This window comes from Stenotrophomonas sp. GZD-301 (genome assembly GCF_049310345.1).
Lineage (GTDB): Bacteria > Pseudomonadota > Gammaproteobacteria > Xanthomonadales > Xanthomonadaceae > Stenotrophomonas.
This window is the reverse complement of record NZ_JBMOWY010000029.1, coordinates 25,897-51,148: the sequence shown is the minus strand read 5'-3', so window position 1 is coordinate 51,148 and position 25,252 is coordinate 25,897. Positions and strand designations below refer to the sequence as shown.

Below are 25,252 nucleotides of genomic sequence, written 5' to 3'. Positions count from 1 at the left end.
GCAGCGTGCACAGGGAGAGGCGCATGGCCGTCGAAAGATCACGGGCACATCCGTTGTTGCGGACGTGGGCACACTGGATCTGCGCGATCGTTGTCGCAACCGTCATGGTGGGATGCAGCGACTACTGGGGGGAGCGGACGTTGAAGCTGGACGATATCCAGTTCCTCAACGTCCAGCAGACCCAGCCCGAGCAACTGCGCATCGCCGGACTGGCGATGCACAGCTCGCTGTCCGTTGCGCGCATCGAGAGCGTGCCAGGCAATCGCACTCTCCAGGTCCGGGTGGTGCTGGTGCCGGCACGCAAAGGCCAGTCGGGGCGATTCGCCTACGACGTCGTCCTGAATGACACGGTGGACAAGGTGACGTTTGGAGACGAACAGGCGCTGATCTGGACCCGTGAGAGCGGAGTGGTTCGACACCACTAGCCATGCTTCCTACCGCAGGGCAGCCGCTGCAGGTGCATTGGACCGCGTGCCCCGGCCACACCAACCATCCACGTCGCCCACGACGGGCGTTCCAGAGGAGAGTGACATGAACATCGGTGCCACCACGGCGGTCACCACCGCCGTCAACGCCACGATCATCGCCGTGATCCAGGAGCAACGGCGCAAGGTGCTGGCGCACTTCAACGACCTGCAGGCGCTGTCACCCGAGCGCGCAGTGCCCACTGCCGAGCTGGAGCCGGCACTGCAATCCACGCTCACGCAGCTGCGCGCGCAGGGCATCATCAAGGACGCCGAGCATGGCCGCGCTTATCTCGACGCCGAGGCATTGCTTGCCTACGAGAAGAAAACGGCCAAAGGCGGTCGCGCCGCGTTGATGGTGATGGTGCCGATCCTGGTCGCGTTGACGGTTGCCATTGTGGTGGCGATTAGCTCGTCCCGTTGAGATTCAAGCTGTCGGAGAAATCGAAGAAGCCCCCGTGTTCAACCCCGAATCCTGGCGGCAGGGCTTGATGGCCCGGAAACTGCCATCCCGCAGCACTCAATCGCGCTCCCTTCCACACTGAACCCGGTCAATCCACGCCCATGAACCGAAAGATTGCCGCCATTCTCCTGGCCGCGCTGGCAGCAGTGGGAGCTGTTGGTTGTTACGCTGACGGAACAAAAAACAATCTGCTCGCGGCCGTCAACTCAGGCGATCTTGTCGAAATCAGATCGATCGTTGAGAAGAAGCCGGATGTAATAGACGCATATCTCAATGATGGGTGGACGGCGCTGACATTTGCAGCCAAAGACGGGAACGTAAGCGTTGTCAGTTTTCTGATCGAAAAAGGAGCTGACATCAACAAGCTGGAGGGAGGCGGAAACTCCCCTCTATACTGGGCTGCCAAATATGGTCATGAGGATATCGTCGCCTTGCTGTTGCGACATGGTGCCAACATCCACCATAAATGTGCGAAGTGCCGTGAGCCTATAGACGTTGCCAGAGAAAACAACTACGAAGGGATTGTGAACATGCTCGTTGAGCAGGGAAGCTCACAGGCTGGATTGCCCATGTAGCCGACGCCCCATCTGCGGAGATGTAGGCGCCATCGAAACCCCGCTCAAAAGAATCTGCGACAGGATCCCAGACCATCCTGGATGTGAGGCGACGTGTTAAAGCTGGATCGAATCCATTTCGACGGAACAACCTGGCATTTCTCCGACTATTTTGAGTACATCAGAAGTGTTGCGCACCTGATGCCGCAGCCGCTTGGAGACTATTCGACTGATTGGGAATCCTATGCCCTTAGTGGAACCAATACACTCCATGACGCCAGGCTGCTGTCAGCGATTCTTGACAAGAAGTACGACGGGGAGTTCTCACATGTTGTTTCGTCCGTCGAGCTGAGCTTCATTGATCAGATGTTCGAAGGGAAAACCACATTGCGGTACGGCGATGTCTCTTCGTACCTCTTCAAGGAAATAGACTCGGATACACATCTGCATGCGGACGTGTTGGTTCACGAGTTCTCAATCGTTTCGCCCGGCCGGTTCAAGCACCGAATCCTGTTTGATCACTCTGGCGAGATCGAGATTGAGTTCGGCACGTTCTCCCATGTGTGGAAGAAGGAACTCTAGACGCCCCCTCGGGACCTTTCCGCTCCCTGGGGCTCTGCTACGCAAGTTCAGGAAGGGACCATGAGCGCATCGTCTTTCACTTTTCTGATTTACCTGTTTGGCTTCGTTGGCCTTGCGTCGATCGGCTTGCTTCCGTTCCGAGCTTGGCAAACCTTGAGGAGCCTATCTACAAGCAGGTCGTTTACCATCTCAACAACGGCATCATTCGTCTTCCTTGCGTTGATAGCAGCAGTAGCCCTATGGGCTGACGTACAAATCACTGCACGAATTTTCAAGTGCCTAACTGGACGGTACTGTGGTCCAACCCTTGCAAGCGGCTGGATTTATCTGGCAGTGCTTGGCGGGATGTACGTTGTTTTTGAGGCCGCAGTTCTTGTGATGCAGAAGATCAGTCGAGCCAAAGCAATCACGCCCGCAACATAGATCAGGCACAAGGACACAATGGCTGGAAGACCCCGCCCAAGCAGCTGCTCAGATGGCCAAACATCCTGGGCAGTCGCTGACTGCCGTAGCGGAAGGTGCAAGCAAGCACGCCCTTCAAGTGGCAGGGCGAGCTGCCGTTGGGGTCGCGGTGGCCAAGGGCTTTGGCGCGGCGGTGGGCTGGAGAACAGGAATACCTGCAATGTATGGATCAGCACTCAAGGCAACATGCAACAATTCCGGGGCACTGGCCGTGGCTGCCATGACCGTGGAAGCGCTATGCATCTGAAGTCGCCCTTTAGATTCTCTTGTCCACACTGCCGCGCGGAGGGACAAGGATTCTCGATTTTTCGATCACTCGAAAAGACAACGCGAACGTCGTGCTCGATCTGCGGCGTAGCGCTTGAATCCAGATTTTGCGGAATCAAGTATGTGCTTTTTCTGCTCTATACCCAGATTGCCGCCGCACCGGTAGGAATATTCCTGATAACGGGAGCATTGACCGGGCGTTGGCTATGGGTGGGCGGAGCGTTGCTTGCCAGCACCCTCTTCGTGTGGGTTCCGCCAATGTTCCTGCACTCACGGAACGTGACCGTGAAGATTGCGGTGGAGAGACCCCTGCGGTACGGGCTAAAACCACGACCCGAACAGTGAGAAGAAAGATGCTCAGTCCCTTCTGCGCGCAACGCTACTGAAAGCGCTTCAGACAGTTGCTGTTCTGAGTCCCAAACGCGGACATCGCTGATGCAGAGCCAATGAAGTTCAACGGCGATGGCGCCACATCGGAAGTGACAGCTGATGCATAAAGCTTACTGTCTTGGTTTCGCCGCGCTTCTCATGGGGGCTATCCCATTTGCCAGTGCTGAAGAGGCATGTGTTGGAGGGGGTGGTGAGGACGCTTCTTCGGCACTTAGGGTCGCCTACGAGCACTTCGATCATGATCTGTCTAAGACGATGCGTGTGGGGTCGCAAGAAGGTCTAAAGGGATTTCTTGCTCGCATGGAGAACTATCAGATAAAGATCAGCCTTGAAGGGGACCACTACACTATTCGTTTCACGCCCTCGACGTATCCGGGAGGCACGGTGAAAGGCGGAGGCGCCGAGTACATCATCAGGAAGTGTTCGCACACGATTGAGCGTGTGCGTCCTTATATGTAGGGGCTGACCTATGCCTGTGTCAGGGGGAAGCGGTGGCGCGCCCTGTACCGCCGCGCGAGCCGGCACCTACTGCAGTTGATGGTGCCGGCATGCTCAACACCTGGCTCGCGTTGAGGCAACCCGTCTGCGTTGGGTGCCTGCAGCGCATCCGGCGTGCGCTACCGATCTTCCACTTCGGCGTATCGCAACGTGGGCTTTGCGGGCGCCGGAGCGGCACTGTCGGGCGGTGGGTTCTGCCACAGCGATGTGACGGTGAGCTGGCCGGGGATGGCTTCGATCCTTACCTGCACGCCTACCTCGAAACCCAGCGCGCGCAGCCAGGCGCCACGCAGCATGACGAAGGGAATGGGACCGAACGCGTCGCGGTCCTCGGGCCCCACTTGTGGCAGCGCACGCACGTTGTGGATGCTGCGGGGCGCGTGCGGCTGCCTGCGCGAGGTGGATGCGCCTTCGGGCGGTTTGATGGGGTTGGTTTTCATGATTGCCTCCAATGCGGAAGGGCCCTCGCCGGTGAGGGCGAGGGCGTCGGGAGGTCAAAAACCGCAAGAACCGAACGGCGGGCGTATTCCCCCATGAGGGTGTTGTATTAGCCACCCTCCCGACATGGGGCATCCATAATTTTGGTTCTTGTGGAGTTTTTGCGCTCCGTTGACCACCATGCCGAGTGGTGCAGAAGAAACGAAGTCGATTGTTTCTGTTGAACTTTCAGCTTGAGTAGGTGGCGCCTACCGGATGTCGCCATCAGCGCGGTCCCGCCCCGCATCCCGGGCGTTTATGGGAACTGGCCCGCAGATCTCACCCGCCGCCGTACAGCTTCTCCGCGCTCTGGAACAGGATCCAGCTGGTGGCGATGAACTTGTCGCCACCCTGCGGACGGTTGCCGCGATGCGTGTGGGTAAATGCTGTCGGTGCGATCAGCAGGCTGCCGGTGCGCGGCGCGATCTTGCGGTCCTGGAACAGGAACTCGGTTTCGCCCTGCTCGAAGTCGTCGTTGAGATACAGCGTCCACAGCAGGTGGCGGTGCAGCGTCTCGGCAGCCGGGTCGCGCGGGTACAGCTCGCAGTGCCAATAGGGGTAGCCGCCCTCGCCTGCCGCATACCATTGCAGGTTGATGGCACCGGGGCGCAGGCAGGTGCGGGCCAGGTTGGACAGCGTGTCGGCGTCCATCGTGGCGAAATCCTCGGCCGCCAGACGGCGCGGCTGGCCGGCGCTGTCGTGGACCTGCAGCATCAGCGGCGAGATCAAGGCCTGTGGATAACGGCGTAGATAACTCATCACGCCGGCAAACACGGCCTGTTGCAGCTGCATTTCAACCTGCGCCCACGCCGGATCGCCGCTGATCCGAAGATCCTTGCTGTGCTTGAGTTCCGGGTAGATTCCGCTGCCCACTTCACCGGGCTTCAACTGCGCACTGGTTCGCATCCGGGCCAGGATTGCCGCGCAGGATTCGGCGGGGATGGCGTTGTGGATTACTTCGATGAAGTCCAGCGACGGGTCGGCGGTCATGGGGTCTTCCGTGGGCGCGATGCCCCGATGGTGACCGCTGCGATGGCCGATGTCACGCCGTTGCCACGTTGGTTTTCTGCTGTGCCACGGGACCGGCAATGCGCCGGTCCCGGGCGACGGCTCAGCCTTGCGCGGCGTCGTGGTCGCGGTGGTAACGGGTGGCTTCGGCTACTTCGTTGCGCGAGCCGAGGAACACCGGCACGCGCTGGTGCAGCTGGTCGGGCTGGATGTCGAGGATGCGCTCGCGGCCGGTGGTGGCGGCGCCGCCGGCCTGTTCAACCAGCAGGCCCATCGGGTTGGCCTCGTACATCAGGCGCAGCTTGCCGGCCTTGGACGGGTCCTTGCGGTCCCACGGGTAGATGAAGATGCCGCCGCGGGTCAGGATGCGGTGCACGTCGGCGACCATGCTGGCGATCCAGCGCATGTTGAAGTTCTTGCCGCGCGCGCCGTCCTTGCCGGCGAGCAGGTCCTGCACGTAGCCCTGCATCGGCGCTTCCCAGTGGCGCTGGTTGGACATGTTGATCGCAAACTCCTGGGTGTCCGCCGGGATCTGCATGTCCGGCGTGGTCAGCACGAACTCGCCCTTCTCGCGGTCCAGGGTGAAGGCATGCGTGCCGTGGCCCACGGTGAGCACCATCTGCGTGCTCGGCCCGTAGATGCAGTAGCCGGCCGCGACCTGGGCGGTGCCCGGCTGCAGGAAGCTGGCATCGTTGGGCTGCTCGGTGCCCGGCGGGCAGCGCAGCACCGAGAAGATGGTGCCGACCGACACGTTGACGTCGATGTTGGAGCTGCCATCGAGGGGATCGAACAGCAGCAGGAAGTCGCCGCGCGGGTAGGTATCCGGCACCGGCTGGCAGTGGTCCATTTCTTCGGACGCGCACGCGGCGAGGTGGCCGCCCCAGGCGTTGGCTTCGAGCAGGATCTCGTTGCTGATCACGTCCAGCTTCTTCTGCGCTTCGCCCTGCACGTTGCCGGTGCCGGCTTCGCCCAGCACGCCGCCCAGGGCGCCCTTGCTGACCGCGATGGAGATGCTGGTGCAGGCGCGGGCGACGACGGCGATCAGCTGGCGCAGGTCGGCGTTGATGCGGCCGGCGTGCTGCTCTTCGATCAGGTACCGGGTAAGCGACGTACGGGACATGGAATGGCTGCCACAGACATTTGGGGGCCGTATTGTGGCCCGTTGGTGGCGGCATTACGAGGCAGCCACGGGGGTAACCGTTTCCAGCGCGCGCTGGCGCCTGTCCCTGCCAAACGACGACGACCGCACCCGCTACGCGCATCGCTGGCGGAGGTAGACATTGCGTTTGATGTATGCGAAAAGCCGCTCAGGCTGAACAACGCACACATCCTCGTCGAGTACCGTGAATGACCCTGAAGCCAACGACCCTGCAGAAACTTCTTTATGTGCCGAGGCTGATCTGCATCGGTGCCGCACTCTATGCGCTGCTGAAGGTGTCGAACAGCTACACGCTGCTGAGATCCTGCATGACCATAGCCATCGAGTCCGGAGACATGCAGATCTGCCAGCGGTACCCTGAATCGATCGACGGCTATGTATACCTGATGATCGGCGGCCTGGTGGCGGCACTATTCATTTCCCACTACATGGATATGGACCGTTCGCGTGCGCGTGATCACGCGACTGAGTAGCGCACGGTCGGCTCAGCCACCGCTGTAACGCAGCCCGACCAAAAAAAACGGCCGCCCTGGGGCGGCCGTTTTTCATCGCAGGGGCGCAGCTGTTCAGCCCTTGGCGACCGTCGCCACGGCCTTGGCCACGTACGCCAGGTTGCCCTGGTTCAGCGCGGCCACGCAGATGCGGCCGGTGCCGACGGCGTAGATGCCGAACTCGTCGCGCAGGCGGTCTACCTGCGGGCGGCTCAGGCCGGAGTAGGAGAACATGCCGGCCTGGTCGTTGATGAAGGCGAACTCCGGCGCACCGGCGGCAACCAGGTTTTCCACCAGGCCGTGGCGCAGGGCGTGGATGCGCTCGCGCATCTCGGTCAGTTCCGCTTCCCACACCTGGCGCAGTTCAACGCTGTTGAGCACGCCGGACACCAGTGCCGCGCCGTGGTTGGACGGGCTGGAGTAGATGGTGCGGATGATGCGCTTGACCTGCGACTGCACGGCCTTGGCCGCGTTCGCATCCGGTGCCACCACCGACAGCGCGCCGATGCGCTCGCCGTACAGCGAGAACGACTTGGAGTACGAGTTGGCGACCACGAAGCTGTCGATGCCGGCCTCGGCGATGATGCGCACGGCGGCGCCGTCTTCGCTGATGCCCTTGTCGAAGCCCTGGTAGGCCATGTCGATGAACGGGAACAGCTGGCGGTCCTTCAGCAGCTCGGCCACCTGCTTCCACTGCGCGACGGTGAGGTCGGCACCGGTCGGGTTGTGGCAGCAGGCATGCAGCAGCACCACGGTGCCCGGCTGCAGCTTGGCCAGGTCGGCGAGCATGGCGTCGAAGTCCACGCCGTGGGTGGCCGGGTCGAAGTAGCTGTATTCCACGACCTCGAAGCCGGCCGCGCCGAACACCGCGCGGTGGTTTTCCCAGCTCGGGTTGCTGATGGCGATGGTGGCGTGCGGCAGCAGCCGGTGCAGCAGGTCTGCGCCGACGCGCAGCGCACCGCTGCCGCCGATGGTCTGCGAGGTGGCCACGCGGCCGGCGGCCAGCAGCGGCGAGTCCTTGCCGAACACCAGTTCGCGGGTGGCCTGGTTGTAGGCGGGCAGACCGTCGATCGGCAGGTAGCCGCGCGGTTTGGCCTCGCTGGCCAGCTGCTGCTCGATCTGCTTGACGGCGCGGAGCAGCGGAATGCGGCCGCCCTCGTCGTAGTAGATGCCCACACCCAGGTTGACCTTGGTCGGACGGCTGTCGGCGTTGTATGCCTCGGTCAGGCCCAGGATCGGGTCGCCTGGGACCAGTTCCACATTTGCAAAGAAGGACACGGCGGTACTCATTCGGATGACGGAAGGGGGGAGGATGGCGCGACGCAGGTTGCGGCAGAATCAGCCAAAACCGACCCATCGTAACAAAGCCGCGCCGAGGGCGCGGCGGCCGCCGTCACGTTCGTTTCCGTACCATTGCGTGTGGCACGCCCGAATTCTGAGGACACCCACCCGCATGCGTCGTTTCACCCCGTCTGCCCGCCGATTGGCGCTGTTTTCGGCCGCGCTGCTGCCGAACCTGGCACACACCCAGAACACGTCGCCGGACCCTGTTCCGGCGCAACGGTTGCCCACGGTGCAGGTGCAGGCCGCGCGGGTGCAGCAGGTGGCCGATGTGGACCTGCCGGCGTCGATCACCACGGTGTGGATCGATGACGCGGCGGCCGGCCCCCAGGTGCAGATCGCCGACGCCTTGGGTGGCATTCCCGGTGTGGTGGCCCGCGACCGCCAGAACTACGCGCAGGACACCCAGCTGTCGATCCGCGGCTTCGGGGCGCGCTCCACCTTCGGCGTGCGCGGGGTACGGGTGCTGGTGGACGGCGTGCCGGCCACCATGCCCGACGGGCAGGGCCAGCTCTCGCACGCCAGCCTGCTCGGCGCGCAGCGGGTGGAGGTGCTGCGCGGGCCGTTCTCGGCGCTGTACGGCAACTCGTCCGGCGGCGTGGTGCAGGTGTGGAGCGCCGACGGCGCGCCGGGCGACCCCTGGCGCGTACGCCTGGATACCGGCAGCGACGCCACCCTGAGTATCGGCGCGCAGCTGCGCGGGCAGCAGGGGCCGGTCCGCTACAACGTGGCGGCCAATCACTTCCGCACCGACGGCTGGCGCGATCACAGCCGCGCGCGCCGCGAATCGGTGAACGCCCGGCTGGGCACCGAGGTGGCCGGCGGTGAGCTGGCACTGGTGCTGAACTACCTCGATGCCCCCGACGCGCAGGACCCGCTCGGCCTGACCCGCGCCCAGGTGCGCGCGAACCCGCGCCAGGCCACGGCGGTGGCCACCCAGTACAACACCCGCAAATCGGCGCGGCAGGCCCAGGCCGGGCTGGTGTTCAGCCGTACCGAAGGGGCCCATATCTGGCGTGCGATGGGCTATGCCGGGCAACGCAGCGTGGAACAGTACCTGGCCATTCCGCCCGGGCCGCAGGCCAACCCGCTGCATGCGGGCGGGGTGATCGATCTGGACGGTGGCTATGGCGGCGTGGACGCGCGCTGGGCGTGGCACGGCGACTGGGCCGGCCGTCCGCTGGATGTGGTGATCGGTGCCAATGCCGACCGTCAGCGGCAGGATCGACGAGGTTACGAGAACTTCGTCGGCGAAACGCTGGGCATCAAGGGCCGCCTGCGGCGCGACCAGGCCGACCGGGTGGAGAACGTGGACCAGTTCGCCCAGGCCTGGTGGCAGTGGGCGCCGCGCTGGTCGCTGCTGCTGGGGGTGCGGCACAGCACGGTGCGCTTCCGCTCCAACGACCACTACATCACCGCCACCAACCCCGACGACAGCGGGTCGCGCCGCTACGATGCGACCACGCCGGTAGCCGGCGTGGTGTTCCGCGCCAGCGAGGCATGGCGGCTGTACGCCTCGGCCGGGCGCGGCTTCGAAACCCCGACGTTCAATGAGCTGGGCTACCGCGCGGACGGCCAGGCCGGGCTGGCGCTGGATCTGTCGGCGGCGCGCAGCCGCAATCTGGAAGTGGGCGCCAAGTGGCATGCGCAGAGCGGCGCGCAACTGGAAACGGCGCTGTTCCGCGCCGACACCGACGACGAGCTGGCGGTGGCCAGCAACACCGGTGGGCGCGCCACCTACCGCAACATCGGCCGCACCCGCCGCCAGGGCGTGGAAGCCAGCTACGTGCAGCCGCTGGGCGCGCAGGCCGATCTGGCCCTGGCCTACACCTGGATCGACGCGACCGTGCGCGATCCCTACGCGCTGGCTGCCGGCACCGTGGCGGCGGGTTCGCGCCTGCCCGGGGTGCCGCAGCAGCAGTGGAACGCGCGCCTGCAGTACCGTCCTGGCCCGTGGCAGTGGGCGGCCGAGGTGGTGGCCTCCAGCGATACGGTGGTCAACGACCTGGCCACCGAGCGCGCGCCCGGCTATGCCCTGCTCAATCTGGAGGCGTCGCACCGCTGGCAGCGCGCGCAGGGCACGCTGCGCGCGTTCGCGCGGATCGACAACGTGCTGGACCAGCGTTACATCGGCTCGGTGATCGTCAACGATGGCAACCAGCGCTTCTTCGAGCCCGGGCCGGACCGCCGCTACAGCGTGGGGCTGCAGTGGCAGTGGGCGCCGTGAGCGGCGGCTAGCGCGGCACCTTGGCCGGCACGAACGGCGAGGTCGGGTCGCTGGCCGGGAACGTCTCTTCCAGCGCCTCGTCCTGGTTGTCGCTGGCGTGTTCCTTGCGCTCGCGGCGCTGGTCCTCGTTCTCGCGGCGGCCCGGCGCGGGCGCGCCGGTGGGGTCCTTGCGGTCGCGGTAGCCGTGGGAGGAGCTGGCCGGCACCGGCAGATGGTCCGGTTCCTCATTCGGGGTGGACATGCCGGCGCCGCGGTTCTCGGCGTCCTGCAGGTCGTGCTTGGCGCGCTGTTCGCCCGGAACCGGGGTCGTGGCGTCGCGCAGGGGATCGCGTGGCATGGGATGTCTCCAGGGAGAGGTGCCTGCAGCGTACGCACCTGCGGTGGGTACCTGCCGTGAAGCCGGCGCTGAATGGCCACACCCGCAACGGATCTGTCACGGCTGGATAACGGCGGCGGGGCTATTCCTGCCTGCCCCTGCTGCTGCCGGAGTCGTGCCATGCCCCGCCTGGACCGTCGTGCCGTCCCCGCGTTGTTCAACGCCTACCTGCAGCCCGAACGCAGCGGGCGCCGCGCCCGGCGCGAGCGCCTGGAGGAGCCGCAGGCCGTCGCGCAGGATTACCTGCAGTACATGCGCAACGACTACGAACAGCGCCGTGCACAGGGCCGCCGCAGCTGGCGCGATCTGTACCCGGCCTACGCCTTCGCGCTGACCACGCACTACGCCGACTGGCCGCGTGGCAACGACGACGATACCGATGGCGAGCTGGCCGAGCACTGGGAACAGATGCGCGGGCAATCGCGGCTGGGCTGGCCGCAGGCGCGCGCCATTGTGGAGGACGCGTGGCTGGCGCTGGACCACATGCCGGCGGCGGCGGTGCACGGCCTGCTGCAGTAGCGCGGCTGCGTAGAGGCGGCCTGCACGGCGCGGACACGGGCGTTTCACGCCGCGCGCGGTACAGCTGCCCTCCCCCTACCGCTGGAGTGGCGCCGTCATGGCCCGACCGATCTGGACCGGCACGCTGTCATTCGGGTTGCTCAACGTCCCGGTGTCGCTGATGTCCGGCGAGCGCAAGGTCGACCTGCAGTTCCGCATGCTGGATTCGCGCGACCGCAAGCCGATCCGCTTCGAGCGCGTCAACGCCGATACCGGCGAAGAAGTGCCGTGGAAGGACATCGTCAAAGCCTACGAGTACGACAAGGGCAGCTATGTCGTGCTTGAAGAAGAGGACATCCGCTCGGCCGCACCGGAGAGCCACGAAGCGGTTGAAGTGGAGACCTTCGTCGATGCGGCCAGCATCGATCCGCGCTTCTACGAGAAGCCCTATCTGCTGGTACCGGCCAAGAAGGCCGAAAAAGGCTACGTGCTGCTGCGCGAGACCCTGCGCAGGACCGGCAAGGTGGGTATCGCGCGGGTGGTGGTGCGCACCCGCGAGTACCTGTGCGCGGTGATGCCGCACGGCGATGCGCTGGTGCTGATGATCCTGCGCTACCCGCAGGAACTGGTGGACCCGGAAGACTACAAGCTGCCCACCGGCAGCCTGGCCGACTACCGCATCAACAGCAAGGAAACCGCGATGGCCGAGCAGCTCATCGCGTCGATGTCCGGCGACTGGCAGCCGGAGGAGTACCACGATGAATTCCGCGAGCGCCTGCACACGCTGCTGAAAAAGCGCATCAAGGCCAAGGGCGGCACCACCCGCGTGGAAGAGGAACCGGCACCGCGCGAGGACGATGCGACCAACGTGGTCGACTTCATGTCGCTGCTGCAGAAGAGCCTGGATGCGAAGAAGCGCACGCCGCCGAAGAAGACGGCGGTGACTGCGGCACCCAAAAAAGCGGCCGCGAAAAAAGCGGCCGTGAAAAAAGCCGCTGCCAAGAAGGCCACCACGAAGACCGCCACGCGCAGCACCTCGCGCAAGGCCGGCTGATCGCCCATGTCGCTGCAGGAGTACCGCCGCAAACGCCGGTTCGATGGCACCCCCGAACCGGATGCCGAGCGCCGTGGCGCGCCGGCGCGGCGGCCGATCTTCGTCGTGCAGCTGCACCATGCGAGCTCGCGGCACTACGATTTCCGCCTGGAAGCCGACGGCGTCCTCAAGAGCTGGGCCGTGCCCAAGGGCCCGTCGCTGCGCGTCGGCGAGAAGCGCCTGGCGGTGGAGGTGGAAGATCACCCGCTGTCCTACGCCGGGTTTGAAGGCGATATTCCCGAGGGCCACTACGGCGCCGGGCACGTGGACGTGTACGACCACGGTACCTGGGCCTGCGAGGGCGACCCGCTGGAGGCGATCGCTGCCGGCAAGGTGGACTTCGTGCTGCACGGCAAACGGCTCAAGGGCGGCTGGAAACTGGTACGCACCGCGATGAAGGGCAAACAGCACCAGTGGCTGTTGATCAAACGCGATGATGATCAGGCGCGCGATATGGAGGCCGACGACATGCTCGAGAAGGCGCCCCCGCGGCCGGCAGCCGGCAAACGCCGGGCCGCCCCCAAGCCAGCCCGCGCCCCGGCCGCGCGCAAGGCCGACGCGCGCTGGCATACCCGCGCGCTGGCGCTGGACGGCGCGCGGGATACGCCCTATCCGCCGGGCTTCAAACCGCAATTGACCGACCATCGCGCTACCGCGCCGGACGGTGACGGCTGGCTGCACGAGATCAAATGGGACGGCTACCGGTTGCTCGCCGACGTATGCGATGGCGTGGTGTCGCTGCGTTCGCGTGGTGGCCTGAACTGGACCGATGAGTTTCCCGAGGTGGTGCAGGCGATCCAACGCCTGCCGGTGCGCGACCTGCGCCTGGACGGCGAACTGGTGGTGCTGGACGCGCAGGGGCGCAGCGACTTCACCGCGCTGCAGAAGGTCATCGACGGCACCGCCAGGCAGCCGCTGCGCTACGTGGTGTTCGATATGCCCGGCATCGCCGGCGTGGACATCCGCCGCGCGCCCCTGCTGGACCGCAAGGCGCTGATCAAGGCGCTGCTGGGCGACACGCCCGGCACCCTGGCCTACAGCGATCACGTACGCGACCACGGCCCGGCAGTGTTTGCCGCCAGCGGTGAGGCCGGCTTCGAAGGCATCGTCAGCAAGCGTGTGGACGCGCCCTATGTCAACGCGCGTTCGCCCAGCTGGGTGAAGGTGAAGCACGAGAACACCGACGAATTCCTGGTGGTGGGCTACACCGACCCGAAGGGCGCGCGCAGCGGCTTCGGCTCGCTGTTGATGGCGACGCCCGACGCGGGCGGGCTGCGTTATGTGGGGCGCGTGGGGACCGGCTTCGATGAGGCCAGACTGGCCGCGCTGCATCGGCAGCTCAAGGCATTGGCCACTGACACCGCCGCGGTCGAACTGCCGTCGCATGTGCCGTTCACGGCGCGCAGCGTGCACTGGGTCAAACCGACACTGGTAGCCGAAGTGGCGTTCCGCGGCTGGGCGAAAGAAGGCCTGCTGCGCCAGGCCAGTTTCAAGCGGCTGCGCGAGGACAAGCAGGCCACCGACCTGGGCGTGAAGGAGACGGCCGTGCGCGCCGACGATACCGAGGTGACCATCAGCCATCCCGAGCGGGTGGTGTTTGCCAAGGCGAAGCTCACCAAGGGTGATGTGGCCGACTACTACCGGCAGATGGCGCGCTGGATCCTGCCCGAGGTGGCGCGCCGGCCGCTGTCGCTGCTGCGCTGCCCGGATGGCGTGGACAAACCGTGCTTCTTCCAGAAGCACCACGGCACCGGCCTGGGCGATGCGGTGAAGGCCATCCCGCTGGAGCAGAAGAGCGGGCGCGAGGACTACCTGTACATCGAGGACGTGCAGGGGCTGCTGCAGCTGGTGCAGATGAACACCCTGGAGCTGCATCCCTGGGGCGCCACCGTGGCCGATCCGGAACACCCGGACCGGCTGGTGTTCGACCTGGACCCGGGCGAGGGCGTGGGCTGGCCGCAGGTGAAGGCAGCCGCACGCGAGGTGCGTGACCGGCTGCAGGACACCGGGTTGCAGAGCTTCGTGCGGCTGTCCGGCGGCAAGGGCGTGCACGTGGTGGTGCCGCTGCAGCCCACGGCGGACTGGGCGCAGGCCAAGGACTTCTGCGAGGCGTTCGCGCAGGCGATGGCCGAACACGCGCCGGAGCGCTACGTGGCCACCATGAGCAAGGCCAAGCGCACCGGGGTGATCTTCATCGACTGGCTGCGCAATGCGCGCGGTGCCACCAGCGTGTGCTCGTGGTCGCTGCGGGCGCGGCCTGCGGCGGGTGTGGCGGTACCGCTGCGCTGGGAAGAACTGGGCCGCGTCAGCGCCCCGGATGCCTTCCCGCTGGCCAAGGCCCTGCAACGCGCGCAGCGGCTGAAGCAGGACCCGTGGGAGGGCATCGACAGGGTCAAGCAGGTGCTGCCCGGCGCATGAGCCGGGCCGGCACCGCTCAGCGCGGCCGGTAGCGCGCGCCCAGCCAGGCGCCGATGGCCTGGAACGGCAGCGAGACCAGCAGGGTCAGCACGAACCAGAAGGGATAGTCGCTGCCCAGGCTCCAGACGGCATACACCGAGGCGGACGCGATCACCGCCCACACCACCCCGCCGTGCACGTACGGCCAGGCCGGCGCATAGCGGCTGGCGAAGGCGATGGCCGCCACGCCACCGAGGACGGTCCAGCCGAGGTCCCAGGCCAGCCGCAGCGGGCTGCTGTCGGACAGGCCGACCCACGGTGCCACCCAGCCGCCGGCACCGGCGACCATGCCCAGCACGAACAGCGCCACCACCACCGACAGCACGGACAACACCCCGGTTTTGGCGAGCGACAACGCAGACATGGGCATTCAATGGCAGAGGAAGACGCGGCCATTATGGCCCGCGCGGCGGGCTCAGGCTTTGCCGGCGGCCTGCAACTGGGCGAACTCGGCATCGCTGAACAGCCGCGAGCGCACCAGGAAGCGCACGCCCTCGCCGTTCTCCAGCGAGAACATGCCGCCGCGGCCAGGCACCACGTCGATGATCAGCTGGGTGTGTTTCCAGTACGCGAACTGCGATGGGCTGATGTAGAACGGCGCGCCGCCGATCTCGCCCAGCTGCACATCGCGGTCGCCGACGATGAAGTCGCCCTGGGCAAAGCACATTGGCGAGGAGCCGTCGCAGCAGCCGCCGGACTGGTGGAACAGCAGCTCGCCGTGGCGCGCGCGCAGCGTCTCGATCAGCTGCAGGGCCGGGAGGGTGGCGATGACCTGGAGCGGGAGGTCGGGCATGGGTCTGGGGTCCTGGGAGCCGGCCAGCGGCCGGCACTACCAACAGCGGCGTTGCCGTCCTGCTGCCGCCGGGAGAGGGGAAGCGACGCAGGACGACAACGCCCAGCCGGTTACGCGCTCATGTCCAGCACCACGCGGCCTTCGATCTTGCCGGCGTGCATGCGCGCGAAGATGTCGTTGATGTTCTCCAGCGAATCGCTGGTGACCGTGGCGGCCACCTTGCCCTGCTCGGCGAACTCCAGCGATTCCTGCAGGTCCAGGCGGGTGCCCACGATCGAGCCGCGCACGGTGATGCCGTTGAGCACCATGCCGAAGATGTCCAGCGGGAAGTTGCCCGGCGGCAGGCCGTTGAGCGAGACGGTGCCGCCGCGACGGACCATGCCCAGCGCCTGCTCGAACGCGATCGGCGACACCGCGGTCACCAGCGCGCCATGTGCACCGCCGATTTCCTTCTTCAGGAAGGCGGCCGGGTCGGTGGTGCGCGCGTTGACGGTGATCGTCGCGCCCAGGCGTTCGGCCAAGGCGAGCTTGTCATCGTCGATATCCACGGCGGCCACGTTCAACCCCATCGCCTTGGCGTACTGCACGGCCATGTGGCCCAACCCGCCCACGCCGGAAATCACCACCCACTGCCCCGGCTTGGTGTCGGTGACCTTCAGGCCCTTGTAGACGGTGACGCCGGCGCACAGGATCGGCGCCACCTCGATGAAGCCGACGTTCTTCGGCAGATGGCCCACATAGCCGGCATTGGCCAGCGCGTACTCGGCGAACCCGCCGTTGACCGAATAGCCGGTGTTCTGCTGGCTCTCGCACAGCGTTTCCCAGCCGCCCAGGCAGTGCTCGCAGTAGCCGCACGCCGAGTACAGCCACGGGATGCCGACGCGGTCGCCTTCCTTGACGTGGCTGACGCCGGCGCCGACGGCGACCACGTGGCCTACGCCCTCATGGCCGGGAATGAAGGGCGGATTGGGCTTCACCGGCCAGTCGCCATCCACCGCGTGCAGGTCGGTATGGCAGACGCCACACGCTTCGATCTTCACCAGGATGTCGCCCGCACCGGGGCGCGGCACCTGGACTTCCTCGATGCGCAGCGGCTTGCCGAATTCGCGGACAACGGCGGCCTTCATGGTCTTGTTCATGCGTGGATCTCCGTGGATTGCCAGGAACGACACAGTGGCGTCGACCTCCGGCCGACGCCTTGATCGTGATCAAGCCCGCGCGGGCTCAGAAGAAACCGAGCTTCTTCGGCGAGTAGCTGACCAGCAGGTTCTTGGTCTGCTGGTAGTGGTCGAGCATCATCTTGTGGTTCTCGCGGCCGATGCCCGACTGCTTGTAGCCACCGAACGCAGCGTGCGCCGGATAGGCGTGGTAGCAGTTGGTCCAGACCCGGCCGGCCTGGATGCCGCGCCCCATCCGGTACAGGCGCGACGCATCGCGACTCCATACACCGGCACCGAGGCCGTACAGCGTGTCATTGGCGATCTCCAGTGCTTCTTCCTCGGTCTTGAAGGTGGTCACCGACACCACCGGCCCGAAGATTTCCTCCTGGAACACGCGCATCCTGTTGTGGCCCTTGAACACAGTGGGCTTCACGTAGAAGCCACCGGCGAGATCGCCGTCGAGGTGGGCCTGTTCGCCACCGATCAGCACCTCGGCGCCTTCCTGGCGGCCGATGTCGAAGTAGGACAGGATCTTCTCCAGCTGTTCGGAGGACGCCTGCGCGCCGACCATCGTATTGGGGTCCAGCGGGTTGCCCTGTTTGATCGCGGCCACGCGCTTGAGCGCGCGCGCCATGAATTCCTCGTAGATCGATTCCTGGATCAGCGCGCGCGAGGGGCAGGTACACACCTCGCCCTGGTTGAAGGCGAACAGCACGAAGCCTTCCACCGCCTTGTCGAGGAAGTCGTCGTCCTCGGCCATCACGTCGGCGAAGAAGATGTTCGGCGATTTGCCGCCCAGCTCCAGCGTTACCGGAATCAGGTTCTGGCTGGCGTACTGCATGATCAGCCGGCCGGTGGTGGTCTCGCCGGTGAAGGCGATCTTGGCGATGCGCGGGTTGGACGCCAGCGGCTTGCCGGCTTCCACACCGAAGCCGTTGACCACGTTGAGCACGCCCTTGGGCAGCAGGTCGCCGATCACCTCCATCAGCACCAGGATCGACGCCGGGGTCTGCTCGGCCGGCTTGAGCACCACGCAGTTGCCGGCCGCCAGCGCCGGGGCCAGCTTCCAGGCGGCCATCAGCATCGGGAAGTTCCACGGGATGATCTGCCCGACCACGCCCAGCGGCTCGTGGAAGTGGTAGGCGATGGTGTCTTTGTCGATCTCCGACAGGCTGCCTTCCTGCGCGCGCACCGCGCCGGCGAAGTAGCGGAAGTGGTCGGCCATCAGCGGAATGTCGGCGTTGAGGGTTTCGCGGATCGGCTTGCCGTTGTCCCAGGTCTCGGCGTGGGCGAGCAGCTCCAGGTTCTCCTCGATGCGGTCGGCGATCCGGTTGAGGATGTTGGCGCGCGCGGTGGTGGAGGTCTCGGCCCAGCCGCGTTTGGCGGCATGGGCGGCGTCGAGGGCGGCCTCGATGTCCTCGGCATTGGAGCGCGCCACTTCGGTGAATACCTTGCCGGTGACCGGGGTGGTGTTCTCGAAGTACTGGCCGCTGCGCGGGGCGACCCATTCCCCGCCGATGTAGTTGCCGTAGCGCGGCTTGAAGATGGACTGCGGGTCGGTGGCGTGCGGCTTGGCGGACGTGACGGCATTCATCGGTGGATCTCCGGGGTACAGGTGGGAACGGGCCCATTCGGGTCCTTCCCCTGCCGCAAGGACGATGCCAGGTTTGACGTGGTGCGCTGCGGCACGTGCCGGGGCCGCGCGGACACTGATGCACACTCACTCCAATGTTGCGTTGCACCACGCATGGTCATTGCGTGGTAACGCCGGCTGTGGTGTTTATCGGAACAGGCCCCGCTACAACTGTCGCAGATTGCGACACTGGAGAAATCAGGTGTCCCAGCTTCCGCTCCAGCACCGCGTCGGCAACGCGCGACGTTCGTTCTTTGAACGGGGTGCCGCGCCGATCGGGATCGTGCCCGATACCATCCTGCAGTCCTGGCAGCGCTGCCTGCGCGGCGGGCTGTCAGTGGATGCACAGCCGGACGTGGCGCCGCTGCCCGATGCGCGACTGCGCGAGCTGCGGCAGCGCCAGGAGACCCTGTGGCGGCTGGCCCGCCCGGAACTGGACGGCCTGGCGGCCGACATCGCGGTGGCCGGCAGCATCGTGCTGCTCACCGACGAGGCCGGCTGGATCCTGGATGCAGAAGGCAGCCCGGATTTCCTCGACAAGGCCGGCCGTGTGGCGCTGATGCCGGGCGTGCGCTGGGACGAGACGTCGGTGGGTACCAACGCCATCGGCACCGCGATCGTCGAGGGGCGCTCGGTGGAAGTCCGCGGCGGCGAACACTACTTCGCCCCGCACGGCATCCTGACCTGCTCGGCCACCCCGATCTTCGACCCGTACGGCCAGCGCGTGGGCGTGCTCGACATCTCCGGCGACGCGCGCCTGCAGCACCTGCACGCCCGGGTGCTGGCGCGCCAGGCGGTGGCGCACATCGAACACCGCTACTTCGACGCCGGCCTGGGCGACTGCGAGGTGGTGCGCCTGCATCACGACGCCGCGCTGCTGGGCACCGCACGCGAAGGCGTGTTCGGCTTCCGCGGCGGGCGGCTGGTGGCGGCCAACCGCGCCGGGCTGGCGCTGTTCGGCCTGGAACACGGCGACCTCGGGCGCGCGTCCTACGAGGCGCTGTTCGATGTGCCCCTGTCGCGCCTGCACGATGACGGCGCGCTGATCGACCGCCAGGGCCGCGCGCTGTATGGCCACCTTGGGCAGGCCCCGGCACGGCGTGCGCCGCCGTCAGTGGGCCGTACGCCTGTGGTGGCCCCCGCGCGGGTCAGCGCATCGGCGCCACGCCTGGACGCCTCACCGCTGTTCGATGCGGCCCAGCAGCAGGCGCTGGCGCGTGCGTGCCGGGTGCTCGATGCTCAGTTGCCGGTACTGCTGCAGGGCGAGACCGGCACCGGCAAGGAGGTCTTCGCGCGCGCGCTGCACCGGCGCAGCGCACGCGCCGACAAGCCGTTCGTGGCGGTGAACTGCGCGGCACTGCCGGAAGGGCTGATCGAGGCCGAGCTGTTCGGCTATGAGGAGGGCGCGTTCACCGGCGCGCGCAAGACCGGCAACACCGGGCTGCTGCGGCAGGCGCAGGGCGGGGTGCTGTTCCTGGATGAGATCGGCGACATGCCGCTGGCCCTGCAGCCGCGCCTGCTGCGGGTGCTGCAGGAACGCACGCTGTCGCCGCTTGGCGGCGGCAAGCCGGTGCAGCTGGACTTCGCGCTGATCTGCGCCACCCATCGCGACCTCGATGAGGCGATGGCGGCCGGTACCTTCCGCAGTGATCTGTACTACCGCATCGCCGACCACTGCGTGGCCCTGCCGCCGCTGCGCGCGCACCCGGACCGCGCAGCGCTGGTGCAGGGCCTGTGGGAACGGCTGGGACAGGGCCGCCAGCTGGATGCGGCGGCCTTCGATGCGCTGGCCGCGTATGCGTGGCCGGGCAACGTGCGCCAGCTGAGCGCCTGCCTGCGCACGCTGGTGGCACTCAGCGATGCCGGCCAGGTGCTCGGCCACGACGACCTGCCCAGCTACCTGCGCGATGCGCCGGGCGCGTCGCGCGCAGAGCACCCCGGTGCGCCGGAGAGGGGCCTGGACGCGATTGAAACCGAGGCCATGCGCGAGGCACTGGCGCGCTGCGGGGGCAACGTCGCCCAGGCGGCCCGCCTGCTCGGCATCAGCCGCAGCACGCTGTACCGCCGGGTCGGCGAGAGCGCCCGCCGCCGTCACTGACGGCGGGCGCGGCGGTCAGCCGACCAGTGCGGCCGATTCGCGCGCCAGCTGCTCGATGCCGGCCCAGTCGCGCGCCTGCAGCAGGGCACGGGTGGTCAACCACGAGCCACCCACGCACAGCACGTTGGGCAGGTGCAGGAAGTCGCGCGCGGTCTGCGCGCTGATCCCGCCGGTGGGGCAGAACCGCACATCGCCGAACGGGCCGTTCCAGGCCGACAGCATCGCCGCGCCGCCCGCCTGTACCGCCGGGAAGAACTTGAACGTATCCAGCCCGTTCTCCAGGCCGCGCATCAGCTCGGAGGAGGTCGCCACGCCCGGCAGGAACGGCAGGTCGGTATCGCGCGCGGCCGCATACAGCCGGTCGGTGGCACCGGGCGAGACCGCAAAGCGGCCGCCCACGGCCTTCACCTGTTCCATCTGCGCCGCCGTCAACACGGTGCCGGCACCGACCACCGCGTCGGGCACGGCCTCCACCATTGCCTGGATGGCGTCCATCGCCACCGGGGTGCGCAGGGTCACTTCGATCACCGGCAGGCCGCCGTTGAACAGCGCGCGGGCCACCTCGACCGCGTCCTCGACGCTCTCGGGGGTGAACACCGGAATCACCGGGGCCAGCTTCAGGACTGCGCGTACGCGCGGATCAGCGCCGGACATCGAATCGCTCCTCGCCCGTCAGGGCCATGATGTCAGCCTCGCTGACAGGGTTGAAGTCGCCGGGAATCGAATGCTTGAGACATCCGGCGGCCAGGCCGAAGCGCACGATCGCCTCCGGCGCGAAGCCGCGCATCATGCCATGCAGAATGCCGGCGGCGAAGGCATCGCCACCGCCGATGCGGTCCACGATGCCGACCATTTCGCGGGTGGGCGCCACTGCACGGGTGCCGTCGCGGCCGAGCAGCATCGCGCCGAGCGCGTGGTTGTCCACGCTGTGCGGCGTGCGCTGGGTGCAGGCCATCCACTGCAGCCGCGGGAACGCCGCAAAGGCCATCGCCGCCGCCGCGTCCACGCGCTCCTGCGGCTGCGCCTGCGCGAACTCGCCGCCGAGCACCACGCCGATGTCGCGGTAATCGGCGAACAGTACCTGCGCACAGGCGAACAGCTCGCGCAGGATGCCCGCCGCATCGCCTTGCCAGCGTGCCCACAGCGAGGGGCGGAAGTTGCCGTCGAAGGACACCGCCACACCGCGTTCGCAGGCCGCGCGCGCGGCGGCCAGAGTGGCCTGGGCCATCGTCGGGTTGAGCGCCGGGCTCACCCCGGACAGGTGCAGCCACTGCGCGCCATCCAGCGCGGCATCCCAGTCGTAATCGGTGGCACGGCTGAGCGCGAAGGCCGAGTCGGCGCGGTCGTAGACCACTTCGCTGGCACGCTGCACCGCGCCGGTGGTGAGGAAGTACAGGCCCATGCGGCCTTCGCGCACCTGCACCGCGCGGGTATCCACACCGTGCCGGCGCAGTTCGCCGAGCGCGAACGCGCCCAGCGCGTTGTCCGCGACGGTACCCACCATCGCCACCTCATGCCCGAGGTGGGCCAGGCTGACGCCCACGTTGGCCTCGGCGCCACCGGCGTGCACCGCCAGTTGGGGGGTCTGCAGCAGCAGCTCCCGGCCAGGCGCGCTCATGCGCAGCAACAACTCTCCAAAACAGACGACACGACTCATGGTTACCGGGTCCTTGTGAAGGCCGCACCGGCCGGGAGGGCAGGCGCGACAATGGCTAGCGGTGTCATTCTAGCGGTGCAACGCCCTTCGTCCACCTGCTCCGAATGTCGGAAGCATTGTCCCGCAAGCGTCTACGGGACATTGAAAGTCTGTTGCGGTGCAAGATGCCCTGCTCCGAACGGACTGTTAACGTCCGCCCTGACCAGCGGTGTCATTGCACTGACATGTCGCCGGATAGCTGTTTCATGTAGCACCTTTGGGAGAGGGAAGGCATGCAATCTCGAAACACTGAAAAAAAGACACCGGTTACCTTGCTCGCGCTGTCGATCGGACTGGCGCTGAGCGGCGGTGCATGGGCCCAGGAGGCCGGCACCACCAATCCGACCGATCTGGACACCGTCACCGTCACCGGCTACCGCGCCAGCGTCGAGAAAGCGCTGGACATCAAGCGCGGTGAATCGGGCATGGTCGACGCGATCGTCGCCGAAGACATCGGCAAGTTCCCCGATCTGAACCTGGCCGAGTCGCTGCAGCGCATCCCCGGCGTGGTCATCACCCGCGATGCCGGCGAAGGCCGCAACATCTCCGTGCGCGGCCTCGGCCCGGACTTCACCCGCGTGCGCATCAACGGCATGGAAGCGCTGACCACCGTTGGCAGCGGCGACCAGTCCGGCGGCACCAACCGTGGCCGCGGCTTCGACTTCAACGTGTTCGCCTCGGACCTGTTCTCGCAGCTGATCGTGCGCAAGACCGCGCAGGCCGACGTCGAGGAAGGCTCGCTGGGCGCCACGGTGGACCTCAATACCGCCAAGCCCTTCGACTACGACGGCTTCACCTTCGCCGCCAGCGGCCAGGCCAGCTACAACGACATGGCCCAGAAGGCCGATCCGCGCATGGCCGCGCTGATCTCCAACACCTTCGCCGACGGCACCTTCGGTGCGCTGCTTTCGGTGGCCTACTCCGAGCGCCAGCTGCTCGAAGAAGGGTCCAACACCGGCCGCTGGGCCGGCGGCACCAGCAACGGCGGGTTCAACCAGGCCTCGACGTACAGGCCGGCGCTGGCCGCCGACGTCAACCACCCGCGCTTCCCGCGCTACGTGCAGATGGAGCATCACCAGAAGCGCCTGGGCGTGACCGGTTCGCTGCAGTGGAAGCCGACCGACCGCACCGAGCTGTCGCTGGATGCGCTGTACTCCAAGATCGACGCCACGCGCGACGAGCACTACATCGAAGCGATCTCGTTCAGCCGCGGTGCCTCGCAGCAGGGCAAGCCGGAAACCATCGTGCGCGATGGCGAAATCCGCGACAACGCGCTGGTCTACGGTGTGTTCGACAACGTCGACGTGCGCTCGGAAAACCGCCACGACGAGTGGAACACGGTGTTCAAGCAGCTCGCGCTGAACGCGCAGCACCAGTTCACCGACGACTTCAAGGTCAGCGGCAAGATCGGCACCTCGCGCTCGGAGCACGAAAACCCGATCCAGACCACGGTCATCATGGACAAGCTCAACGTCAAGGGCTACAGCTATGACTACCGCGGCAACAGCCGCTTCCCGGTGCTGAACTACGGCATCGATCCCACCGATCCGAACGGCTGGACCCTGGCTGAAATCCGCCTGCGCCCGCAGTGGGTGAAGAACGACTTCGACACCGCCCAGGTCGACTTCAACTGGAACATCAGCCCCGGCTTCCGCCTGAAGGGTGGATTCCTCGGCAAGGACTACAGCTTCGCCACGCGCGAATGGCGGCGTGGCTCTGAAACGTCCGTGCCCAACTTCGCCAGCGGCAACAAGCAGGTGCCGGCGGACATGACGCAGCAGGCCGGCCTGGGCGGCATCACCGGCTCGCCGTCGAACTGGGTAGTGCCCAACATCGATGCCTTCAACGATCTGTTCGGCATCTACAGCAACACCGGCACCTTCGCCCTCACCGAGCGTGTGGTCAACGCACGCAGCGTGGAAGAGAAGGACCGCGGCGGCTACCTGATGGGCGAGTTCTCCACCGAGCTGGGGTCGATCCCGTTCTCGGGCAATTTCGGCGTGCGCTACGTCAAGACCAAGCAGAGCTCCACCGGCTATGCCACCGTCAGCGGCGCACCGGTGCAGAGCACCGTGGACCGCGAGTACAGCGACACGCTGCCGTCGATGAACCTGGTGGCCGAACTGACCCCGGACTTCCTGGTGCGCTTCGGCGCGGCCAAGGTGATGGCACGCCCGGGCCTGGGCAGCCTGACCCCCGGCGTGACCGTCAATGTCAGCGGCGGCGCGCGTACCGTCAGCGGCGGCAATCCGAACCTCAACCCGATCCGCGCCAACACGGCCGACCTCGGCTTCGAGTGGTACTTCAGCGAAGGCGCGATGCTGGGCCTGGCGCTGTTCTACAAGGACATCGAGAGCGCCGTGCAGACCGCGCGCGAAGTGCGCCCGTACTCGTCCAGCGGCCTGCCGCTGAGCCTGCTGGACGGCACCGGTGCCGGCCCGGATGACGACTTCGTGTTCAGCGTTCCGCTCAATACCCCCGGCGGCAAGCTCAAGGGCCTGGAAGCGAACTACATCCAGCCCTTCACCTTCCTGCCCGGCAGCTGGTCCAACCTGGGCCTGCAGTTGAACTACACCTACGTCGACTCGCAGATCCAGTACCTCACCGCGACCGGCGCCAACTCGCTCAACACCGATCTGACCGGCCTGTCCAAGAACTCGTGGAACGCCACGCTGTTCTACGAAGGCCCGGTGTTCGCCGCGCGCGTGTCGGCCACCAACCGCGATGACTACCTGACCCAGGTGCCCGCCACCGAAGCCGGCTTCGACGTGCATGGCATGACCGGCACGACGGTCATCGATGCGTCGGTGCGCTACAAGATCAGCGACCAGCTCGAACTGAGCCTGGAAGCAGTCAACCTGACCAACGAAGCCTCCGACGAATGGGTGGGCTCGCAGTGGAAGCTGCCGCTGCAGTACACCGAAACCGGCCGCCAGTACCTGCTCGGCCTGCGCTACAAATTCTGATTCAACCGCGAAGCATCCGGCGGCGTGAGCGATCACGCCGCCGGCCGCGCGCGCGCCTGCTTTCACCGTTCGTCCTACCCACGCAATCGCGATCACGCT

Annotated in this window: 23 protein-coding genes; 12 read left to right on the top strand and 11 right to left on the bottom strand. The window is 66.5% G+C overall.

Translation table 11 applies throughout. The features are described from left to right. Positions 1-23: 23 nt before the first annotated feature. The 5 genes from ACO6VK_RS08130 to ACO6VK_RS08110 all read left to right on the top strand — a co-directional run bounded on the left by ACO6VK_RS08130 (position 24) and on the right by ACO6VK_RS08110 (position 3,641). Complete coding sequence (locus ACO6VK_RS08130) at positions 24-425, top strand: hypothetical protein (RefSeq protein WP_422506384.1); 402 nt, start codon at positions 24-26, stop codon at positions 423-425. 106 nt (positions 426-531) lie between these two features. Continuing rightward, on the top strand, positions 532-888 hold the full coding sequence (locus tag ACO6VK_RS08125; RefSeq protein ID WP_422506383.1) for a hypothetical protein: 357 nt from the start codon (positions 532-534) through the stop codon (positions 886-888). 140 nt (positions 889-1,028) lie between these two features. Then, entirely contained in the window at positions 1,029-1,502 is a 474-nt protein-coding gene (locus ACO6VK_RS08120; protein WP_422506382.1) for an ankyrin repeat domain-containing protein, read from the top strand. Positions 1,503-1,595: 93 nt separating this feature from the next. Beyond that, positions 1,596-2,063: a hypothetical protein gene (locus tag ACO6VK_RS08115; protein ID WP_422506381.1), complete on the top strand. Its 468-nt coding sequence runs from the start codon at positions 1,596-1,598 to the stop codon at positions 2,061-2,063. Positions 2,064-3,281: 1,218 nt separating this feature from the next. Beyond that, a complete protein-coding gene (locus ACO6VK_RS08110; RefSeq protein ID WP_422506380.1) occupies positions 3,282-3,641 on the top strand; it encodes a hypothetical protein in 360 nt (119 codons plus the stop codon). A 158-nt stretch (positions 3,642-3,799) separates the two neighbouring features. On the opposite strand, the gene ACO6VK_RS08105 is transcribed toward ACO6VK_RS08110, so the two are convergent. The 3 genes from ACO6VK_RS08105 to ACO6VK_RS08095 all read right to left on the bottom strand — a co-directional run bounded on the left by ACO6VK_RS08105 (position 3,800) and on the right by ACO6VK_RS08095 (position 6,285). Continuing rightward, positions 3,800-4,120: a SymE family type I addiction module toxin gene (locus ACO6VK_RS08105; protein WP_422506379.1), complete on the bottom strand. Its 321-nt coding sequence runs from the start codon at positions 4,118-4,120 to the stop codon at positions 3,800-3,802. Positions 4,121-4,436: 316 nt separating this feature from the next. Further along, positions 4,437-5,147, bottom strand: coding sequence for a 2OG-Fe(II) oxygenase (locus tag ACO6VK_RS08100; RefSeq protein ID WP_422506378.1), 711 nt, complete (start codon positions 5,145-5,147; stop codon positions 4,437-4,439). 121 nt (positions 5,148-5,268) lie between these two features. After that, positions 5,269-6,285, bottom strand: coding sequence for a class 1 fructose-bisphosphatase (locus tag ACO6VK_RS08095; protein ID WP_422506377.1), 1,017 nt, complete (start codon positions 6,283-6,285; stop codon positions 5,269-5,271). A 227-nt stretch (positions 6,286-6,512) separates the two neighbouring features. On the opposite strand from ACO6VK_RS08095, the gene ACO6VK_RS08090 reads away from it, so the two are divergent. Then, positions 6,513-6,797, top strand: coding sequence for a hypothetical protein (locus ACO6VK_RS08090; protein ID WP_422506376.1), 285 nt, complete (start codon positions 6,513-6,515; stop codon positions 6,795-6,797). 93 nt (positions 6,798-6,890) lie between these two features. Here ACO6VK_RS08090 and ACO6VK_RS08085 read toward each other — a convergent pair whose 3' ends face one another. Further along, a complete protein-coding gene (locus ACO6VK_RS08085) occupies positions 6,891-8,093 on the bottom strand; it encodes an aromatic amino acid transaminase (RefSeq protein WP_422506375.1) in 1,203 nt (400 codons plus the stop codon). Between the two features lie 175 nt (positions 8,094-8,268). Between ACO6VK_RS08085 and ACO6VK_RS08080 the strand changes: the two genes are divergently transcribed. Next, entirely contained in the window at positions 8,269-10,383 is a 2,115-nt protein-coding gene (locus ACO6VK_RS08080) for a TonB-dependent receptor family protein (RefSeq protein ID WP_422506374.1), read from the top strand. A 7-nt stretch (positions 10,384-10,390) separates the two neighbouring features. Here the strand turns inward: ACO6VK_RS08080 and ACO6VK_RS08075 are convergent, their stop codons facing one another. Beyond that, positions 10,391-10,588, bottom strand: a complete 198-nt coding sequence (locus ACO6VK_RS08075; protein WP_422506424.1) for a hypothetical protein — start codon at positions 10,586-10,588, stop codon at positions 10,391-10,393. 291 nt (positions 10,589-10,879) lie between these two features. Between ACO6VK_RS08075 and ACO6VK_RS08070 the strand changes: the two genes are divergently transcribed. The 3 genes from ACO6VK_RS08070 to ligD all read left to right on the top strand — a co-directional run bounded on the left by ACO6VK_RS08070 (position 10,880) and on the right by ligD (position 14,768). Continuing rightward, positions 10,880-11,278 (top strand): hypothetical protein, encoded by a 399-nt coding sequence (locus ACO6VK_RS08070; protein ID WP_422506373.1) that lies wholly within the window; start codon positions 10,880-10,882, stop codon positions 11,276-11,278. 97 nt (positions 11,279-11,375) lie between these two features. Beyond that, on the top strand, positions 11,376-12,311 hold the full coding sequence (locus tag ACO6VK_RS08065) for a Ku protein (RefSeq protein ID WP_422506372.1): 936 nt from the start codon (positions 11,376-11,378) through the stop codon (positions 12,309-12,311). Positions 12,312-12,317: 6 nt separating this feature from the next. Beyond that, positions 12,318-14,768, top strand: a complete 2,451-nt coding sequence (gene ligD / locus ACO6VK_RS08060) for a DNA ligase D (protein ID WP_422506371.1) — start codon at positions 12,318-12,320, stop codon at positions 14,766-14,768. A gap of 16 nt (positions 14,769-14,784) precedes the next feature. Here the strand turns inward: ligD and ACO6VK_RS08055 are convergent, their stop codons facing one another. The 4 genes from ACO6VK_RS08055 to adh all read right to left on the bottom strand — a co-directional run bounded on the left by ACO6VK_RS08055 (position 14,785) and on the right by adh (position 18,354). Beyond that, positions 14,785-15,171, bottom strand: a complete 387-nt coding sequence (locus tag ACO6VK_RS08055) for a hypothetical protein (protein ID WP_422506370.1) — start codon at positions 15,169-15,171, stop codon at positions 14,785-14,787. 51 nt (positions 15,172-15,222) lie between these two features. Then, positions 15,223-15,600 carry a DUF779 domain-containing protein gene (locus tag ACO6VK_RS08050; protein ID WP_422506369.1) on the bottom strand — a complete coding sequence of 126 codons (378 nt, stop codon included), beginning with the start codon at positions 15,598-15,600 and terminating at the stop codon, positions 15,223-15,225. 110 nt (positions 15,601-15,710) lie between these two features. Next, on the bottom strand, positions 15,711-16,739 hold the full coding sequence (gene adhP / locus ACO6VK_RS08045) for an alcohol dehydrogenase AdhP (RefSeq protein ID WP_017356805.1): 1,029 nt from the start codon (positions 16,737-16,739) through the stop codon (positions 15,711-15,713). Positions 16,740-16,824: 85 nt separating this feature from the next. Then, positions 16,825-18,354 (bottom strand): aldehyde dehydrogenase, encoded by a 1,530-nt coding sequence (gene adh / locus ACO6VK_RS08040; RefSeq protein WP_422506368.1) that lies wholly within the window; start codon positions 18,352-18,354, stop codon positions 16,825-16,827. 241 nt (positions 18,355-18,595) lie between these two features. Here adh and ACO6VK_RS08035 point away from each other — a divergent pair, with 241 nt between their 5' ends. Beyond that, positions 18,596-20,491, top strand: coding sequence for a sigma-54-dependent Fis family transcriptional regulator (locus tag ACO6VK_RS08035; protein WP_422506367.1), 1,896 nt, complete (start codon positions 18,596-18,598; stop codon positions 20,489-20,491). Positions 20,492-20,506: 15 nt separating this feature from the next. Here the strand turns inward: ACO6VK_RS08035 and eda are convergent, their stop codons facing one another. Beyond that, positions 20,507-21,145: a bifunctional 4-hydroxy-2-oxoglutarate aldolase/2-dehydro-3-deoxy-phosphogluconate aldolase gene (gene eda / locus ACO6VK_RS08030; protein WP_422506366.1), complete on the bottom strand. Its 639-nt coding sequence runs from the start codon at positions 21,143-21,145 to the stop codon at positions 20,507-20,509. Then, positions 21,132-22,148: a sugar kinase gene (locus ACO6VK_RS08025; protein ID WP_422506365.1), complete on the bottom strand. Its 1,017-nt coding sequence runs from the start codon at positions 22,146-22,148 to the stop codon at positions 21,132-21,134. The genes eda and ACO6VK_RS08025 overlap by 14 nt, the downstream gene beginning before the upstream one ends. 272 nt (positions 22,149-22,420) lie before the next feature. Here ACO6VK_RS08025 and ACO6VK_RS08020 point away from each other — a divergent pair, with 272 nt between their 5' ends. Further along, complete coding sequence (locus ACO6VK_RS08020; protein ID WP_422506364.1) at positions 22,421-25,153, top strand: TonB-dependent receptor; 2,733 nt, start codon at positions 22,421-22,423, stop codon at positions 25,151-25,153. Positions 25,154-25,252: the final 99 nt, after the last annotated feature.